Genomic DNA, 17,939 nt, shown 5'->3' with positions numbered 1-17,939 from the left:
CGTTATCAGCATTCATACAATTCAAGAGGAAGGTCATCAGGATCTCTGAAAAAAGTAAACGGTTTACCGGTCAGTTCATCTATTCGGACAGGTTCACAAACCACCCCCTTCATGTTCAGCTCCTGAACCGTTTTCCGGACACTGTTCACGGCAAAGGCCAGATGACGTAAACCACACGCCTCAGGCCGGGTCAGCCTGGCAGGTGGATCAGGAAAGGAGAAGAGTTCAATCCGGCTGCTTTCATTGTTTTCCAATTGCAGATCCAGTTTATAGGATTTCCTTTCTTTGCGATATGTTTCCTGAAGTACGCGGAAGCCCAGAACTTTTGTATAGAAATGTTTAGACTTCCGGTAATTGGAACAGATGATCGCGCAGTGATGAAATCGCAAAAGGGACATGGCTATGGCCTCCTGAATAATAGAAATGATCTTCCATTTGATTATGAGTCAAGTGAGAGTGAGCCGTCAATTGGGGTTTCCATTTAAGATATATCGGAAAAAGGTGAATTTCAGGCCAGTTCCCCCCTTGACTTTTAAACACTTGCGAACCATATTATAGGAAGAAAGGGTATACAGGGTTTCAAGTTAAAGGTGGAATGGATTATGGATAACAGACCGGAACAGAGGGGTACGCAAGGTCCACATCATCATCATCAAACATCAAATCAGACTGCATTACTGGCCGGTTTTCTACTGATCACCGGATTTATGATTGTTGAAGCTGTCGGCGGTCTGCTCAGTAACAGTCTGGCTTTATTATCGGACGCAGGCCATATGCTGAGTGATTCAATATCACTGGGACTGAGTTTTACTGCACTGATGGTAGGTTCAAAGATTCCTGCCAATCAGACAAAAACTTTTGGATATAGACGATTTGAAATTCTGGCTGCTCTTTTTAATGGTGTCCTGTTACTCGTCCTTTCTGTATGGATCATTTATGAAGCCTTCCAGCGGTTTTCCCATCCGGCACCGATTCATAGCGGAAGCATGCTGGTCATCGCCTTCATCGGGTTAATCGTCAACATTTTCGTTGCCTGGATACTGTCAGGAGGAGAGAATAAAGAAAATCTGAACGTGCGCAGTGCGTTTATTCATGTTCTTGGCGACCTGCTCGGTTCAGCCGGTGCCATTGTTGCTGCTGTTCTTATTTACCTGTTCGGGTGGGAGTTTGCCGATCCGTTAGCGAGTCTTATTGTCTCGGCCGTCATTATCAGAAGCGGGTGGCAGGTCCTGAGAGATTCGATTAATATTCTGATGGAAGGTAAGCCGGACAATCTTGATCTTGAAGAAATCAGAAACAGGATTTGCGGAGTTGAAGGGGTGATCAGTCTGCACGACATGCATATCTGGACGATTACTTCAGGCTTTTTATCTCTCAGCTGCCACCTGATTGTTGCAGACCGGACAGATCGAGACCGCATCCTGAACGATGTACAGCACATACTCAGTGACTACCATCTGATGCATTCAACGGTGCAGATTGAAGGAACAACATTTGAAACGTGCTTTTCCGATTGCGCTCATCAGAAGAAGAAGGCATGAAGTAAAACCTGCCAACCGGCCGGTCACACGCTGAATGATTTGTCCAAAAAATTTTTAATAGATATAGATTTAAAAGTATACAAAGAAAGCGGCCGTCATTCGGTCGCTTCTTCATGATTATGGCTGAACGGCTTTCAGATAATCCCTGATTTCGTCCGGAGATTTGTCATCAGCCCGGAGATGGGCCTTTTTTTCACCGTTTTTAAAGGCAAGCAGGCTGGGTACACCAAGGACCTGATATTTCTCGCCTAAATCCGGAAATTTATCTCGGTCTGCAGAGTACCACTTAAAGCTGTTCTCTTTCACGAGATCATCCACATAGGTGTTCAGTCGTTTACAATCCGGGCACCATGTTGTTTCAAATTTAATGATGACGGTATCCGGGCTGCTAATTACTTTATTAAATTCCTCTTTCGTTTCAATAGCTTTCATGACAGAGACATCCCCTCGTTGTGATTCCTTCTTTATTATTTTAACAGGATGTATCGCTTTCGCAATCTTTACCGCCTGGCATCACCTTACTTCTTATTTCGCGGGTCACGTGTTAAAGTGGATATAAATAAAAAATAGAAATGGAGGAAATGTTTATGACAAAAGAAGCCCTGCTGATTGTTGATATGAGTAATGATTTTGTGGCAGATGACGGTGGCCTGACAGCCGGTAAGCCGGCACAGGAGATTGTTCCCTATATTGTCTCACTGGCGCAACAATTCCATGATAAAGATAAACCAGTCATTTTCTGTATGGATGCCCATGAAGAAAACGATCCGCATTTCAAACTGTGGCCGCCGCACAATATCAAGGGAACACATGGCGCTGAGCTGTACGGGGGACTGGGTCGCTGGTATTCTGCTCATAAAGAGGATGCGGGCGTCATTTTCGTTCCGAAGCCGGAATATGACGCATTTATCGGCACAAACCTGGATCAGATTCTTCGCTCGCTGCATGTAGACACCGTGCATTTGACAGGTGTGTGCACGGATATATGTGATTTTCTGACGTGTTACGGTGCGTATTCACGCGGGTACCGAACCGTTGCACACAGCAAAGGGATGGCAACTTTTACAGGTCAGCATGAACTTTTTCTGAAACACATGCAGGCCATATTTAAAACTGAGATTGTTGAATAATAGCGGATTGAAGGAGTGAGACCATGCCTCATAGATGTGACTGGCATACAGATGATCCTGTCTATATCGACTATCACGACCGTGAATGGGGAAGACCGGTTTATGATTCAAAAAAATTATTTGAAATGTTATGTCTCGAAGGCATGCAGGCAGGTCTGAGCTGGATTACCATTTTAAAGCGGAGAGAAGCATACAGAAGAGCCTTTGCCGGTTTTGATCCGGAAATCATTTCAGAGTTTACTGAAGATCAGGTCGGCGCGCTGATGCAGAACAGCGGGATCATCCGTAATCGCAGGAAGATCAGGTCGATCATTCAAAACGCCCGGTCTTTTCTGGAATTAGAGAAGGAACAGTCTTTCAGCACCTACTTATGGCGCATAGTTGGTGGACAGCCGATCACACACTGCTATCATTCTGCCTCTGAGATACCTTCTTCGAGCGTTGAGTCACGCATGATGAGCAGAAATTTAAAAAAACGCGGCTTCAGCTTTGTCGGAGAGACGATCTGTTACGCGTTTATGCAGGCCGTCGGCATGGTTAATGATCACGAAACAACGTGTTTTTGCTATGCTCAGATTCGGGACCAGAATCGGTTGGATCATCGCTCAGTCAAACTTACGGATTCCCGGTACAAACAGGATGAGAAAAACAGCGATCACAACTGAAAGACCCAGGATCATGATTGCGGCAACCCCTCCGACTATATCTGCAAACCAGCCGGTAAACAGGAACCCCGCCGGAAGAAGTGCGAAGGAACCCAGCATATCCAGACTTGCGACCCGGCCAAATGCTTCAGGAGCAACCTGTTCCTGAAGACTGGTTTCCCAGATGAGCCCGAAAGTCATCATTCCGAAGCCTTCAACAATCATCAAAACAATCAGCAGCACTTCTGAGCTGGCGACAGGCATCAGAAGCAGGCAGAATCCGGAAAGGCCAACACCGGCGTAAGCGATGAAGCCGCGAAATCTCCATGTTTTCCTCATGCCGAAAATGAATGCTGCGATGGCAGCTCCGATGGCTTCTCCTGACATGACGATACCATATACATATGGAGGATATTTTTCATGAATGTTGATCAGCCAGGGGATCAGAATAGCAATCACACCGGTTGTGAAAATATTAATCAGACTAAATGCGATAATGGTTACCCAAAGCCATGTTTGTTTTCTTATGACATCAATCCCTGCAAAGCATTCGCGGAAAAATGAAACCTTTTTTTCAGGCCGAACGTGTTTATACATTCTGCCTTCACGGGTTAAGAAAAGAAGACAGATGAACGAAATGAGAAAGGTGATTCCATCAATCCCAAATCCAACCGGGGCTGAAAGCATACCGATAATGAATCCGCCAACTGCAGGCCCCAGAAGACGCATGCCCTGAACGCTCAGCTGGTTCAGGGCGTTTGCAGAATTGCGTATTTCCGGTACAAACACAGTGGCCCGCATGGCGGAGAAAGCAGGCTGGAAAAGGCCGTCCATCAATCCAAAAATCACCGCAATGAAGGTCAGAAGATGAATCGTCAGCTGCCCGGCGAGCCCCAGTCCCATAGTTGTAAAGGCTAGCAGACATCTGATGATGTCTGCTGCCTGCATGAGCCGCGCACGATTCATACGATCAACAATCAGGCCGGCAAAGGGCAGGATGATCACATTCGGCAACATATACGCCGTCATGATCAAGCCCATGGTTACCGTTGATTGACTGAGTGAATAAACAAGGACAGGGACAACGATACTTGTTATCGAAGAACCTAAAACGGATAAGGTATTGCCAATCCATAACGCACGGAAAGCCCGTGAAACAAACACAGGCTCAAGAAACTGAGGATATTTTCTTATTGTTTGATTGATTTGGGATTCTGCCATTTGATCAACCCACTTTGAAAGTGACAAATTTACGATACATGAATAAACTATAAACGTTTTTCTTCCATTCGTCATCAGAATTGTGAACTTTATTGTGATCACGGGCCGGAAGAGAAGGGATGATGTATGATAAAATGGAGAAAAAAGAAAGCTGTGATCATATGTCAGACCGGCTGACGGAACAGAAGACAGACTCAAAAGAACTATTCAAGGGGAAAATTGTCCACTTATTTTTGGACACGGTGGCACTTCCTGATGGTCGAAGTGCTACAAGGGAAGTCGTGAAACACCCGGGAGCAGTCGCGATCATTGCTGTAAATGATCAGGGGAAACTTCTGCTGGTCCGGCAGTATCGCTATCCCCTTGACGGGATCATTTATGAAATTCCGGCCGGGAAGCTCGAGCCTGGAGAAAATCCTGATCATTCAGCACACCGGGAACTTGAAGAAGAGACCGGTTATCAGTGCACGCAGCTTGAGAAAGTGGCGTCTTTTTATTCGTCCCCCGGTTTTTCTGATGAGCTGCTTCATATCTATTTTACAGACACTCTGACCCCAGGGAAACAGCATCTGGATGATGATGAATTTCTTGAGGTCTGTGCGGTCAGCCTGGAAGAAGCAGAAAGAATGGTTGTAGAGCATCAGATTGCAGATGCCAAGTCTGTCTATGCGGTTCAATATCTGCGTCTTCTTGCACTGCAGGGGAGAAAATTGAAATAAATATCCTATCATACACATCTGATTGAAATCCGGATCCTGTCATAACTTCCTTTGAAGTTCATAGATTAATTAATAGATTTAATCTCAGAGGATGATGACAGGGGGCGGTCCGATGCTTGGGGAAATAGCAGGGATCAGAATCAGAGACATCGTAACGGGGCACATCAGAAATTATTTATCGCTTTATACATTTGTAATCGCACTGTTTCTTATGGGTATTGTTTTTGGATCCATAATCGTCAACAGTCTCCCATTTGAATCGAGAAATGATCTGCTTAATTATCTGGAGCAGTTCTTTGGAGAACTGGCAAAGGGGCAAATCGCTGATCCGCATGTGTTATTCCGTGAAAGCCTGCTAAATGATCTGCAGTATTCAGGATTGATCTGGGTGCTCGGATTATCAGTTATCGGATTACCGATTATTTTTATTCTCATTTTCATCAGGGGTATGGTTCTTGGATTCACCGTTGGCTTTCTGGTCAGTCAGATGGGTTTACAAGGCTTTATGGCTGCTGCCGTCAGCGTTTTTCCGCAGAATCTGCTGATGATTCCTGTGGATTTATTTCTTTCCGTTGTTGCTGTTGTCTGTTCCCTGAAGATGATCAGGCAACTGCTCATGCGAACCCGCAGGGAGCCGCTCCTCCCCCAGTTCATTTCTTATGCACTGATTTTATTGATCTGCGCCTGTTTTACGGTCATTGCGAGTGGATATGAAGCCTATATCTCACCAACACTGATTGGTCTGTTTGTTTCCTGACGAATAGATCATACGGGGGATCCACATTTAAATAACAGAAGATCGAGGATTTAAAATAAAATAATTACAAGGTAAAAATGATTATACTTATCATTGACACCATTACTGCGCGGGGGTATAATTTTCAATGAACAGAACATTGAAATAAGAAATAGCTTGATATGACAAATGATATCCTGCGGGAGGTGTCTGAATGAAAGCCAGGATGAACCGGATTAAAAAGCAGCTGCATGCACAGAAATATAAACTGACACCTCAACGTGAAGCAACAGTGAGTGTTTTACTTGAGAATGAACAGGATCATCTGAGTGCAGAAGATGTTTACCTGCTTGTCAAAGAAAAGGCACCGGAAATTGGGCTTGCAACCGTTTATCGGACACTTGAATTGCTTTCGGAATTGAAAGTTGTTGACAAGATTAATTTTGGTGACGGTGTTTCACGCTATGACCTGAGAAAAGAAGGAGCTAATCATTTTCATCATCATCTTGTCTGCATTGAATGCGGGGCAGTTGATGAGATTCAGGAGGACCTTCTGGGTGATGTAGAAAATATCGTGGAACGCAAATGGCATTTTAAAGTAAAAGATCACCGTCTGACTTTCCATGGTATCTGTCATCGCTGCCAGGAAAGGCATGAAGAAGAAGAACGAAAACTTCGGGAACAGGTATTGGAAGAAGAAACTGAAAAAGTTTAATGATGATTGGGCGCAAATCACGTGCCTCAGGCATGGGATGGATAGCCCTGGTGATGACGCCTGATGGCGTTTTTTTTTCGTTTCATTTTTGGTCATTACTGCCTTTTTAATCATTCCCGGTGTACTCATGGTGTAGTCTGAAGATCAAAATCATTCTTTAGAACATAGCAGAGACTCCTTTTAAGAAGGTGGTATACCGCTACGAAAAAAATGTTCAGAAAAGCCAAGGCTCTGGCGCCGCCTGCAACAACAGCAGGTCTTTCTTTAATTTACAGGCTTTTCCGAAAGACAAAGAACAGGTAAAATATAAGTTAGACAGTATCTCCCAGGTTGTCACAACGTATGAATGCATGTCCTCGCCGCATATCATTTACAGGGCATCTAAAATACCATGATATGTGATGAGGAGTGGATCCTATTGAGAACAAGGTTAAAGCTGATTTATGATGCGTCCCGCCTGTTTCTGCTCTTTACTCTGCTGACAACAGTCTTCTATTTCGGTATGAGCTGGATTGATCGATATCAGAACCATTTGCATCGTTATGATGAACCTGGATCAGGTGCTGTAGATGTTGCGGCCGGGCGGGCAGGAGAAAGTGTAGCGTATTTACCGACATTTCATGCTGATGATCCCATCAATCGTATACTCTATTTTCTGAGAGAGGGGGAATGATCCCTTGCTGAAAGAAGCCAATGAATATCTGGAAGCCCTGCAACAGGAACGTCGGTTAACAGATAATACCCTTTCAGCCTATCAACGGGATTTAAAACAATATGTTGATTTTTTGACCCGGGAAGTGCATTGTTCAGCATGGGCTGATGTTTCAGAAGTATCAGTGATGAAATATTTTTACTGGCTTCGTGACAGACATCGTGCTTCGGCGACGGTGGCACGCAAGGCATCTGCGGTACGAGGCCTGCATCGCTATTTGTACCGGTATAAAAAGGCGGATACAGATCCGGCCTATGCGATTGTCCTGCCCGGTGTTGAGCGGACACCTCCGGAAATCCTTTCTGATGAGGAAGTTGATCGGCTTCTTTCAGCCCCTGATTCAGACACCGGCTCAGGAAAAAGAGACCAGGCCATGCTGGAATTACTCTATGCCACCGGAATTCGCGCATCTGAACTGATCAATCTGAATCTGTCCGATCTGAATCTGCAGCTTGGTTTTGTCCGCTGTAAGGGGATCAGAGGGAACGAGCGGGTGATACCGCTGGGGCAATCTGCAAAACACGCGCTGCATATTTATTTAAACGATGTCCGTAAAGCGCAGGAGGACAGACTGGAAAATTCCCCGCTCTTTCTTAATAACCGTCATCGTCGACTGACAAGACAGGGAGTCTGGAAAATCCTGAAAAATTATGGCTCTCTGACAGGTATTGGTTCAACCTTATCTCCGGAAACGCTCAGAAATACGCTTACCGCACGGATGCTGGAGAACGGCGCGGATATGGCTTCCGTAGATGAAATAATGGGAAGAGAGCATTCACTGGCATTAAACAGATATCCGAGGCGCAGCAACAGTCGTTTACGGGATGTTTATGTTCGCTTTCATCCCAGAAGATAATAAAAAATGATTGGAGGAACAGACATGCAGGAGATTACGGAAGTCGTCAGTCAAATGAGAAAAAGAACATCAAAAGAGCCAAAAATTGGTCTGATTCTCGGTTCAGGCCTTGGTGATCTTGCTGATGAAATTCAAGATGCCGATTACATACCTTACCATGCACTTCCCTATTTCCCCGAACCCACCGTAAAAGGACATGTCGGACGATTTGTCGTTGGAACCCTTGAAGGTAAAGAAGTGGTTGCCATGCAAGGCAGATACCATCATTATGAGGGCTATTCTCTGAGACAGGTTGCTTTTCCGGTAGACGTCATGAAAGCACTGGGCATCCATTATCTGATTGTGACTAACGCAGCCGGCGGGATTAACACAAGCTTTTCGCCTGGAGATCTGATGCTCATTCAGGATCATATTAATATGCTTGGCGGGAGTCCATTAATTGGCCCCGACGATGAGACATCAGGGCCGCGTTTTCCCGATATGTCGTCCGCTTATGACCGACAACTGATTCAACTTGCTGAGGAAAAGGCAGATCAGCTTGATGTGGCTGTGAAAAAAGGGGTCTACCTGGCAACGCCTGGTCCGCAGTACGAAACACCTGCTGAAATTCGAATGATGCGTATTATGGGGGCTGATGCGGTGGGCATGTCCACCGTCCCGGAAGTTATTGAAGCCGCTCATGCGGGATTACGGGTTCTGGGTATCTCATGCATTACCAATATGGCAAGTGGTATTCTGGATCAGCCGCTTTCGCATGCCGAAGTGATCGAAACAGCGAATAAAGTAAAAGACCACTTTATACAACTTGTGCAGGCAGTTGTGAAAAATATCTGACTTTTCTCTGTGAGACAGAAGGGCCGGGAACAAATCTATTCGTTCCCGGCCCTTTTTTTGTACGAAAAAGAGGGAATAAGAAAAAACCTGCCAGTCGATGTGAACTCCAAAAGTCGGCCCGTTTCTCTTCATATTAAATGAAAGCCTTTGCAATAATTGCTGCTGTTGCCTTTTCTACCGCTTTAAGATTGAAAGGGTAGAATGATTTAAGCCTTGTACCTTCTGAGGGAGAAATATGTCCTTTTTTTATCTTCGTTCAGCCGTATAAAACAGTGGATACTGGAAAGAATGCAAATGATGATTACGAGGAGGTAGGGTTCATGAAGCAATTTTATGCCTGGCTTATTTGCAGTGTACTCGTTTTTTCTGCTGTTGCTCCTGCGTCTTCCGTTTCAGCGGAAAATACAAAGGAAGTAGATACAAAGAAGAGCGGGGCAAAATCGGCTATTGTCATAGAGCAGGAAACAGGCAGGGTACTTTATCAGAAAAACGCGGATAAAGAACTGCCGCCTGCAAGTATGACCAAGGTCATGACATTATTGCTGATTTTCAAAGCACTCAGTAAACACCAGATTTCTTTAAATGAAAAAGTTAATGTCAGTGAACATGCTGCCTCGATGGGCGGATCACAAGTCTTTCTGGAGCCCGGAGAAACGATGACCGTAGACGAAATGCTGCGTGCGATTGCCATTGCCTCAGGTAATGATGCATCGGTAGCTATGGCTGAGCATGTAAGTGGCACTGAAGAGGCTTTTGTCCGTCATATGAATCGGGAGGCGAAAAGGCTTGGCTTGAAACATACAAGGTTCCAGAATACCACCGGGCTTCCTGTCGGGAATCATTTTACAACGGCACGGGACATGGCGATTATGGCGCGTGAACTTGCACAATATGAACAGGTCTTTGGATACACTTCGAAGTACGAAGACTACCTGAGGGAGGACACGGACAAGAAGTTCTGGCTGGTGAACACCAATAAACTCATTAAAACCTATCCGGGTGCAGACGGATTGAAAACCGGGTACACCAATGAAGCAAAGTATTGTCTGACGGCAACGGCAAAGCGGAATGGCATGAGAGTGATTGCCGTTGTCATGGGTGCGGGTTCACCTAAAGAAAGAAATAAAGAAATTGCCGGCCTGATGGATCAGGCTTTTGCACGGTACAGCACGCAGAAATTGCTTGAAAAAAATAACACCGTAGCAGTTGCACATGTCAATAAAGGGAATCCGGGAAAGATTGATGTTGTAACAGGCAGGCCGGTGATCCTGCTCTTGAAAAAAGGCGAATCCGTAAAAGGCTTTAAAAAGCACGCACAAATTAAGAAAGATCTGCAGGCACCGATCAAAGCAGGGACCGTGATTGGGTATTACACCATCAGCAGTAAAGGGAAAACGATCTCACGTACACCTCTCGTCGTTAAAGAAAATATCAAACGCGCCTCATGGTGGCAGTTATTTAAGAGAAGTGCCGGGTCTATTCTGGCACACTGATTTAATGGATGGCTGATCAGTCCGTATTTTGCCGAATGGACACTAGTTATGTCAGTGTGAAGGAATCACTACATTCTGCATAGAAAAGTGTATTTAAATAGAATCACGTCTTTTCAGTACAGAAATGAGAGAGGGGAAATCATCACATGGCTTTAAAAACCAATTTAGAAGTTAAATTCGGTGTCCTCTGTATCCGGCTGGAGGGAGAACTTGATCATCATACAGCTGATGATCTTCGTAATCAGGTGAACAGGATAATGGATGAAGAGCCGGTTCATCATATTCTTCTGAATCTCGGGAAACTGGAATTTATGGACAGTTCAGGACTTGGGGTGATACTTGGCCGATATAAAAAAATTGCCGGACTTGGAGGAGAAATGGTCGTCTGCTCCATTTCCCCGACAGTTCGCAGACTATTTGAACTGAGTGGTATGTTCAAAATCATCCGGCTTGAGACAGATGAACAATATGCACTTCATTCCCTGGGGGTGGCCTAAAATGACAAATAAGATGACGCTGACCTTTTCCGCAATAAGCAGTAATGAATCATTTGCCCGTGTAACCGTTGCATCTTTTGTCGCCCAGCTGGATCCCACTTTAGAAGAACTGACTGAAATTAAGACGGTGGTTTCAGAAGCTGTAACCAACTGCATTATTCACGGATACGGAAACACCGGTAAGGGTATCGTCCGTGTCTGCGCTGAGCTGGATCATGGCGCGCTCAGTCTCAGTATTCATGACGACGGGGCAGGGATTCAGGATATTGAGCAGGCGCGTCAGCCATTGTTTACGACGAAACCCGAGCTTGAAAGATCCGGTATGGGTTTTACGATTATGGAAAACTTTATGGATCACGTGACTATCGAATCCGTGCAGGGAAAGGGTACGACGATTTTCATGACTAAGGCGATAACCCATAACAAGGCAGTATGCAAGTAGGGAGACATGCACATGGAGTTAAATCCCCGGAAAGAGGCGAAAGAGCCGCTTCTTGATGATAAAGAAGTCAAGCAGTTGATCAGACGCAGCCAGACAGGTGATCATGATGCACGGGACCGCCTGGTTCAAAAAAATATGCGACTGGTATGGTCGGTTGTCCAGCGTTTTATCAACAGAGGGTATGAACCGGATGATCTATTTCAGATCGGATGTATCGGTTTACTTAAATCGGTGGATAAATTTGATTTGAAATTTGATGTCAAATTTTCAACATATGCCGTCCCAATGATCATCGGGGAAATCCAGCGCTTTATCCGTGACGACGGGGCGGTAAAGGTCAGCCGGTCACTGAAGGAAACCGGCATTAAGGTCCGGAAAAAAAAAGATGAATTGTCTAAAAAACTGGGAAGAAATCCGACAATCAGTGAACTTGCTGAAGCGCTGGAACTTCCCGCTGAAGATATCGTGCTGTCGCAGGAAGCGATCCGCTCACCTTCTTCTATTCATGAAACGGTTTTTGAAAACGATGGTGACCCAATTACAATTCTCGATCAGATATCGGATGGTGACAACGGAAAGTGGTTTGACAAAATGGTGGTCAGAGAAGCTCTGGAACAGCTTGATAAACGAGAGCGGCTGATTGTCTATCTGCGCTATTTCAAGGACCAGACACAAACTGAGGTGGCTCAGCGTCTTGGAATATCACAGGTACAGGTTTCCCGGCTGGAAAAAAAGATACTTGAAGAAATAAAAAGTCAGATGGCCGAATAGCCGTCCGGCTTTTTCTTTGTATTTGAGAAAAGAACAAAATTTTCGTGGGAAAAGGGTTCAAAAAAACCAGACCTCCGGCAGCGCCCCGGAACGTGCCCGTCGGCAGTATTTCTTCCGGACATATTTTTCAGCCTTTCAGTGAATACTACGGGAAGCTTCAGATTTCCTATGATGGGGGAAGACACCTTGCTTAATGATCCGAAAAACTATACCGAGAACATAAAACCCTTCCAGCCGAAAATTCCTTATGTAGCTAATTGTTTCAGAGCCTTTTTCTTTGGTGGTCTGATCTGTGTTATTGGACAATGCATCCAGGTTTTTTATATGCATTTTTTCCATTTTTCCAGTGAAGGTGCAGGAAATCCGACGGTTGCAACGCTTATTCTCATATCCGCTCTGATGACCGGATTCGGTATCTACGATAAACTTGCCAGATATGCCGGTGCAGGATCCATTGTCCCGGTAACCGGCTTCGCCAATTCAATTACCAGTGCAGCGCTTGAACACAAGAATGAGGGTATCGTGCTCGGAATTGCGACAAATCTATTCTCACTTGCCGGAGAAGTCATTGTGTTTGGTGTGGTTTCTGCTGCAGTTATGGGCATGCTTCGTTTGTTTATCGAACATTTGCTTTAAAGGAGTGAGTAGACCATGGCTAAAGTAAGAAAACAAACATGGCGTTTTGAACATCCGGTCTATCTGCTGTCTACGGGTACAGTAGTCGGACCTCTTGAAGGACAGGGACCACTTGCCGGAACCTTTGATAAGGAATATCCGACGCTTTACTGCGGAGAGAAGGACTGGGTTGAAGCGGAGCGTGCGTTATTGCGTCGTTCAATTTCTTTCTGCCTGGCTAAAGCGGGAAAGGCAGAAGGGGATGTTGATTTCTTCCTGGCCGGTGATTTAATGGATCAGACAGTGACTTCAAATTTTATCGCCCGTGAACATCGTATTCCTTTTCTGGGGCTGTTCGGTGCCTGCTCCACTTCGATGGAGACACTGGCTACCGGTGCGCTGCTTGTAGACAGCGGTTATGCAGAGCATGTGCTGTGCGCGGTAAGCAGCCATAATGCAACCGCTGAACGGCAGTTCCGATATCCGACTGAATATGGAGGACCGAACAACCTGACTCAGACATTTACGGTTACCGGTGCGGGGGCTGCGCTGGTGACAAGAGAAAAAGGAAGGGTAAGAGTAGCAGGCGCTACGATTGGCAGGGTCATTGACTGGGGAGTTGCCGATGCAAATAATATGGGTTCAGCGATGGCACCTGCTGCTGCGGATACGATTTGGACACATTTTCAGGACACTGGAAGGACTCCGGATGAATACGATCTGATTATGACAGGCGATCTCTCAAGTGTCGGATCACCGATTCTTAAAGAGCTGCTCATTGAGAAAGGGCTCGATATCAGCAGGCAACATCAGGATTCAGGACTGATGATTTACAGCCCCGACCAGCCGGTGAATGCCGGTGGAAGCGGATGTGCCTGTTCAGCTGTGGTGACCTACGGATATCTTTATCAGCGGCTGGCCGAAGGATCAATGAAGCGTGTACTGATTGTTGCAACTGGTGCACTTCTGAACAGTGTGACACCGAAACAAAAGGATACCATTCCTTGCATTGCTCACGCAGTAGTTCTTGAATCGGCTAAGGAGGAGAAACGATGATTTTTCTCTATGCTTTTCTTGTTGGTGGTGCAATCTGTACAGTCGGTCAGATTTTAATGGATGTATTTAAATTGACACCTGCTCACGTCGTTGCGTCATTTGTTGTTCTTGGTGCTGCCTTCGATGTATTCGGACTTTATGATCGACTGATTGCATTTTCCGGGGCCGGAGCAACTGTACCTATCACAAGTTTTGGTCACTCGCTGTTACACGGAGCCATGGCAGAAGGGCATGAGCACGGGTATCTTGGGATCGCCATTGGGATTTTCAAATTGACATCGGCAGGGATTACGTCGGCTATTTTGTTTGGATTCCTTGTCGCTTTGGTATTCAAGCCAAAAGGATAAGGAGGTTGCTTCATGGCCAGCCAGACAGAAAAAAAGCCGATCAGCAAATTTATAGATGACAATGTCCGGAAGATGTACAACATTTTAGATATCGGGCCGGAAAACTTTGATGTCGGTGAACGTGACATTCGTATCCTCGGCCGTAGTTGTCGCATGTATTATACCAACAGTCTGGCAGACAGCAGCATGATCACTATCATGATGCGTGAATTTATGCGTATCACGAATAACAATGAGCATACTTTGGATATTTTTAAGGAAATTAAACAACATCTTGTTCATTATCAGGTTGAAGAGATCACGACACTGAATGAAGTCATTGATAAAATGCTGACCGGACGGATCGTCATCATCATCGATGGGGAAACGACCGGTTTAAGTATTGACCTTCGTCATTATCCGGGCAGGCAGCCGCAGGAGCCTGATGTAGAAAAAGTGGTCCGCGGTTCAAAAGACGGATTCACTGAAAATATTATTGAAAATTCAGGACTGATCAGAAGAAGAATCCGTGATCCGCGTTTTCGTAGCGAAATCATGCAGGTAGGCGTTCGATCCCGGACGGATGTCTGCCTCTGTTATTTAAAGGATGTGGCTAACCCCGGTATTCTGAAAACGTTGAGGCAGGAATTGAAGGCGATCAATGTAGACGGTATTCCAATGGCTGACAATGCACTGGAAGAATTTATCATGAAACAGGGATGGAATCCTTTCCCACTGGTCCGTTACACCGGTCGCCCGGATGTTGCTGCCAGTCACCTTCTGGAAGGGCATGTGGTACTGATATCCGATACGTCGCCAAGTGTGATGATCCTTCCAACGACACTTTTTCATCATTTACAGCATGTTGAGGAATACCGCCAGGTGACTGTTACCGGTGCTCTTCTGAGATGGATCCGTTTCATTGCGGTCTTCAGTTCCATTTTTCTTGTACCGCTGTGGCTTCTTCTCGTCCAGGACCATTTGCTTCCTGAGCAGCTGAGTTTTATCGGACCGAACAAGACGGATTACAACCTCCCGCTCATCGTCCAGATCCTGATTGCTGAAGCAGGTATCGAGTCGCTCAGAATGGCAGCCATACATACGCCCACTTCACTGTCCACAGCCCTCGGTTTAATTGCTGCTGTGCTGATCGGACAGATTGCGATTGAGGCAGGTGTTTTCATTCCGGAAGTTATCCTGTATACTTCAGTTGCTGCGATTGGCGGATTCGCCACGCCAAGTTATGAGCTGCAGCTTGCTGATAAAATCATGAGATTGCTGCTTATTCTTGCAGTTGCCTTTTTCCATGTACCCGGATTTATGATATTTACGACGTGGATGATCATTTATCTTGCACACGTGAAAAATTTGGATACACCCTATCTGTGGCCGTTCATCCCGTTTAACCCGACCGGATTATATAATATATTGATCAGGCGTGCCATGCCGACATCGATTGTTCGCCCGAGTATTGTGCGCCCATTAGATAAATATCGACAACCGAAAAAGTCAGGAAACAGTTAATCTCTTGTGAACAGCAGATAAACATGGTACACTACACCTAATTTGACAGTATTTCTAAAAATGTACGGGAAATAAGAAGCAGACGCACTCAGCCAGGGTTCTGTTTCCCGTCGTTTGCATTCCGGCACTTACAAACAGATCACTGTCGGGCGTCGTCATTTTTTGACAATAAAATGAGATAGAGCTGGTCCAAACAGGCTCTTTTCATTCGTAACGGAAGACCCGGTGAATAAAACAGAGAACGGGCAGACCGGGAAGGGGAGATCCTTTTGCATGGGACACAACAAATCGGAGAAAATAATCATCTATATATCGGCGGCGTGGATACGGCAGAACTTGCGCGCGAATATGGGACACCGCTCTATGTATACGACACCGAACTGATCCGGAGAAAAATAGAGTCTTTTATTCAGAGCTTTTCCGCATGCGGCAATCTGACCTGGCAGGTTGCATATGCCAGCAAGGCGTTTTCCACCATTGCGATGATTCAGCTGGTTAAAGAATATGGCCTTTCTCTGGATGTGGTTTCAGGTGGAGAATTATATACAGCCCTGAAAGCAGGCTTTCCGGCAGATAAGATTAACTTTCACGGAAACAATAAGTCGGATGAGGAATTGCATATGGCTCTGGATGCAAACATCGGTACGGTCATTGTGGATAATGAATATGAACTTGTTCGTCTTGAACAGTTTTGCGCGGAAAGAGGGAAAAAAATGAAGATTCTTCTGCGCGTGACGCCAGGTATCGAGGCCCATACTCATGAATTTATTATGACCGGTCAGGACGATACAAAATTCGGATTCAATCTGGATAACGGAATGGCGGAGCGCGCAGTTGTTCAGGCTATACAGGCAAGTCATCTGGAACTTGCGGGGCTCCATTGTCATATTGGATCACAGATCTTTGAGCCGGAAGGGTTTATTCAGGCAGTCAGAAAAATATATGAATATGTGGGGAAATGGCAAAAAAATTATCATTTTCAGTTGCATGTCCTGAACCTCGGAGGAGGATTCGGCATAAAATACACGGAAGATGATCATCCGCTTCCTGTTGAGATCTATATTAAAAATATTGTTACGGCCGTCAAGGATGAATGCCGGAAGCGGTCGCTTCCCTTACCGGAAATATGGGTCGAACCCGGCCGCTCCATCGTCGGTGAAGCCGGAACAACATTGTATACTGCAGGATCAATAAAGTTCATTCCGGGTGTCAGAAAATATCTGTCGACAGACGGGGGTATGACCGATAATATCCGGCCGGCACTATACCAGGCTCATTATGAAGCTCTGTGTGCCACACGGGCAAATGAACCCGCGGATGATCCTGTCACGATTGCAGGAAAATGCTGTGAAACAGGGGATGTATTGATAAGAGATGCGAAATTGCCAAAGACCGGTACAAGCGGTGATATTATTGCCGTTTTCTGCACGGGTGCCTATGGATACTCAATGGCCAGCCATTATAATCGTCTTCCTAATCCAGCCGTTGTCTTTGTAGAAAACGGGGAAGCTCAACTTGCGGTTCGCAGGGAGACCTACGATGACCTGATCAGCCATGACATTCCATTAAAATCGTCTCTTTCGCGTCATTAATTGATTTATCCTGTGATATCGACATGACAGGTGCAGAACGGGATGGGGTTGGTTATAATAGAAATGGATAACTTTTCTGAGCTGTGATCTATGAAGGAAACAATCATGGTAATGAGGGGTCAAAAGAAATGTTGATTCATTATAAAAAAAGTTATGAGAAAATCGCTATGGGACTCTTGTCTTTTATCCCGTCAGAAAAAGATATCAGGGTGCTTCAGCAAACGATCAGCAGATATGAGGAAGAAGAACCCTGGCAGCTGTTTTTATGGAAAGATGGTGAGGATGTCATCGGTGTGATCGGTATTTATCGGGACGAAGGATCAGATGAAGCGGTCATCAAACATCTCAGTGTGAATCCATCCTATCGTGCAGAAGGTGTCGGTAAAAAAATGATCTGTGCCGTAGACAAAGCACTTGGAGAACAGGTGAAACTTCTTCCTTCAGATTCAATAAAGGGCTATTTTGACAGCTGCTTTCAGAATAATGAAGAGAAGGAAACCGGGATATGATCGGTT

General features: G+C 45.4%; 22 protein-coding genes. 19 read left to right on the top strand and 3 right to left on the bottom strand.

Features of this window, described 5'->3' with window-relative positions; genetic code table 11:
• Positions 1-5 precede the first annotated feature (5 nt).
• Positions 6-398 carry a VOC family protein gene (locus tag ABNN70_RS11825; protein WP_129928898.1) on the bottom strand — a complete coding sequence of 131 codons (393 nt, stop codon included), beginning with the start codon at positions 396-398 and terminating at the stop codon, positions 6-8.
• Positions 399-602: 204 nt separating this feature from the next.
• On the opposite strand from ABNN70_RS11825, the gene ABNN70_RS11820 reads away from it, so the two are divergent.
• Positions 603-1,541 carry a cation diffusion facilitator family transporter gene (locus ABNN70_RS11820; RefSeq protein WP_353947901.1) on the top strand — a complete coding sequence of 313 codons (939 nt, stop codon included), beginning with the start codon at positions 603-605 and terminating at the stop codon, positions 1,539-1,541.
• Positions 1,542-1,658: 117 nt separating this feature from the next.
• On the opposite strand, the gene ABNN70_RS11815 is transcribed toward ABNN70_RS11820, so the two are convergent.
• Positions 1,659-1,973: a thioredoxin family protein gene (locus ABNN70_RS11815; protein WP_129928900.1), complete on the bottom strand. Its 315-nt coding sequence runs from the start codon at positions 1,971-1,973 to the stop codon at positions 1,659-1,661.
• A 155-nt stretch (positions 1,974-2,128) separates the two neighbouring features.
• Here ABNN70_RS11815 and ABNN70_RS11810 point away from each other — a divergent pair, with 155 nt between their 5' ends.
• Positions 2,129-2,671: an isochorismatase family cysteine hydrolase gene (locus tag ABNN70_RS11810; RefSeq protein WP_165364243.1), complete on the top strand. Its 543-nt coding sequence runs from the start codon at positions 2,129-2,131 to the stop codon at positions 2,669-2,671.
• A gap of 23 nt (positions 2,672-2,694) precedes the next feature.
• A complete protein-coding gene (locus tag ABNN70_RS11805; RefSeq protein ID WP_353947900.1) occupies positions 2,695-3,336 on the top strand; it encodes a DNA-3-methyladenine glycosylase I in 642 nt (213 codons plus the stop codon).
• Here the strand turns inward: ABNN70_RS11805 and ABNN70_RS11800 are convergent.
• On the bottom strand, positions 3,277-4,536 hold the full coding sequence (locus ABNN70_RS11800) for an MFS transporter (RefSeq protein ID WP_353947899.1): 1,260 nt from the start codon (positions 4,534-4,536) through the stop codon (positions 3,277-3,279). The genes ABNN70_RS11805 and ABNN70_RS11800 overlap by 60 nt on opposite strands.
• Before the next feature lie 161 nt (positions 4,537-4,697).
• Between ABNN70_RS11800 and ABNN70_RS11795 the strand changes: the two genes are divergently transcribed.
• The 16 genes from ABNN70_RS11795 (at position 4,698) to ABNN70_RS11720 (ending at position 17,933) form a co-directional block, all read left to right on the top strand.
• Positions 4,698-5,255, top strand: a complete 558-nt coding sequence (locus tag ABNN70_RS11795; RefSeq protein WP_353949430.1) for an NUDIX hydrolase — start codon at positions 4,698-4,700, stop codon at positions 5,253-5,255.
• A 112-nt stretch (positions 5,256-5,367) separates the two neighbouring features.
• A complete protein-coding gene (spoIIM, locus tag ABNN70_RS11790; RefSeq protein WP_353947898.1) occupies positions 5,368-6,012 on the top strand; it encodes a stage II sporulation protein M in 645 nt (214 codons plus the stop codon).
• A gap of 193 nt (positions 6,013-6,205) precedes the next feature.
• Positions 6,206-6,706: a Fur family transcriptional regulator gene (locus ABNN70_RS11785; protein WP_129928905.1), complete on the top strand. Its 501-nt coding sequence runs from the start codon at positions 6,206-6,208 to the stop codon at positions 6,704-6,706.
• Positions 6,707-7,124: 418 nt separating this feature from the next.
• Complete coding sequence (locus ABNN70_RS11780; RefSeq protein ID WP_353947897.1) at positions 7,125-7,379, top strand: DUF4227 family protein; 255 nt, start codon at positions 7,125-7,127, stop codon at positions 7,377-7,379.
• 4 nt (positions 7,380-7,383) lie between these two features.
• Complete coding sequence (locus ABNN70_RS11775) at positions 7,384-8,274, top strand: tyrosine-type recombinase/integrase (RefSeq protein WP_353947896.1); 891 nt, start codon at positions 7,384-7,386, stop codon at positions 8,272-8,274.
• Between the two features lie 24 nt (positions 8,275-8,298).
• A complete protein-coding gene (locus ABNN70_RS11770) occupies positions 8,299-9,108 on the top strand; it encodes a purine-nucleoside phosphorylase (protein ID WP_353947895.1) in 810 nt (269 codons plus the stop codon).
• A gap of 320 nt (positions 9,109-9,428) precedes the next feature.
• Complete coding sequence (locus ABNN70_RS11765; protein WP_353947894.1) at positions 9,429-10,601, top strand: D-alanyl-D-alanine carboxypeptidase family protein; 1,173 nt, start codon at positions 9,429-9,431, stop codon at positions 10,599-10,601.
• Positions 10,602-10,747: 146 nt separating this feature from the next.
• Positions 10,748-11,098, top strand: a complete 351-nt coding sequence (gene spoIIAA / locus ABNN70_RS11760; RefSeq protein WP_129928910.1) for an anti-sigma F factor antagonist — start codon at positions 10,748-10,750, stop codon at positions 11,096-11,098.
• A gap of 1 nt (position 11,099) precedes the next feature.
• Complete coding sequence (gene spoIIAB, locus ABNN70_RS11755) at positions 11,100-11,540, top strand: anti-sigma F factor (RefSeq protein ID WP_129928911.1); 441 nt, start codon at positions 11,100-11,102, stop codon at positions 11,538-11,540.
• A gap of 12 nt (positions 11,541-11,552) precedes the next feature.
• Positions 11,553-12,311 (top strand): RNA polymerase sporulation sigma factor SigF, encoded by a 759-nt coding sequence (gene sigF / locus ABNN70_RS11750; RefSeq protein ID WP_353947893.1) that lies wholly within the window; start codon positions 11,553-11,555, stop codon positions 12,309-12,311.
• 186 nt (positions 12,312-12,497) lie between these two features.
• On the top strand, positions 12,498-12,947 hold the full coding sequence (gene spoVAC / locus ABNN70_RS11745; protein ID WP_353947892.1) for a stage V sporulation protein AC: 450 nt from the start codon (positions 12,498-12,500) through the stop codon (positions 12,945-12,947).
• A 15-nt stretch (positions 12,948-12,962) separates the two neighbouring features.
• A complete protein-coding gene (gene spoVAD / locus ABNN70_RS11740) occupies positions 12,963-13,982 on the top strand; it encodes a stage V sporulation protein AD (protein WP_353947891.1) in 1,020 nt (339 codons plus the stop codon).
• A complete protein-coding gene (gene spoVAE / locus ABNN70_RS11735; RefSeq protein ID WP_129928915.1) occupies positions 13,979-14,329 on the top strand; it encodes a stage V sporulation protein AE in 351 nt (116 codons plus the stop codon). Before spoVAD ends, spoVAE begins: the two co-directional genes overlap by 4 nt.
• A 12-nt stretch (positions 14,330-14,341) precedes the next feature.
• The gene (locus ABNN70_RS11730) at positions 14,342-15,832 is read left to right on the top strand and encodes a spore germination protein (protein ID WP_129928916.1); all 1,491 of its coding nucleotides are present in this window, start codon (positions 14,342-14,344) and stop codon (positions 15,830-15,832) included.
• A 263-nt stretch (positions 15,833-16,095) separates the two neighbouring features.
• Entirely contained in the window at positions 16,096-17,424 is a 1,329-nt protein-coding gene (gene lysA, locus ABNN70_RS11725) for a diaminopimelate decarboxylase (RefSeq protein ID WP_353949429.1), read from the top strand.
• A 128-nt stretch (positions 17,425-17,552) separates the two neighbouring features.
• Complete coding sequence (locus ABNN70_RS11720; RefSeq protein WP_129928918.1) at positions 17,553-17,933, top strand: GNAT family N-acetyltransferase; 381 nt, start codon at positions 17,553-17,555, stop codon at positions 17,931-17,933.
• Positions 17,934-17,939: the final 6 nt, after the last annotated feature.

It is taken from the genome of Sporolactobacillus sp. Y61 (genome assembly GCF_040529185.1).
Classification (GTDB): domain Bacteria; phylum Bacillota; class Bacilli; order Bacillales; family Sporolactobacillaceae; genus Sporolactobacillus.
This window is presented reverse-complemented; position numbering and strand designations above follow the sequence as displayed.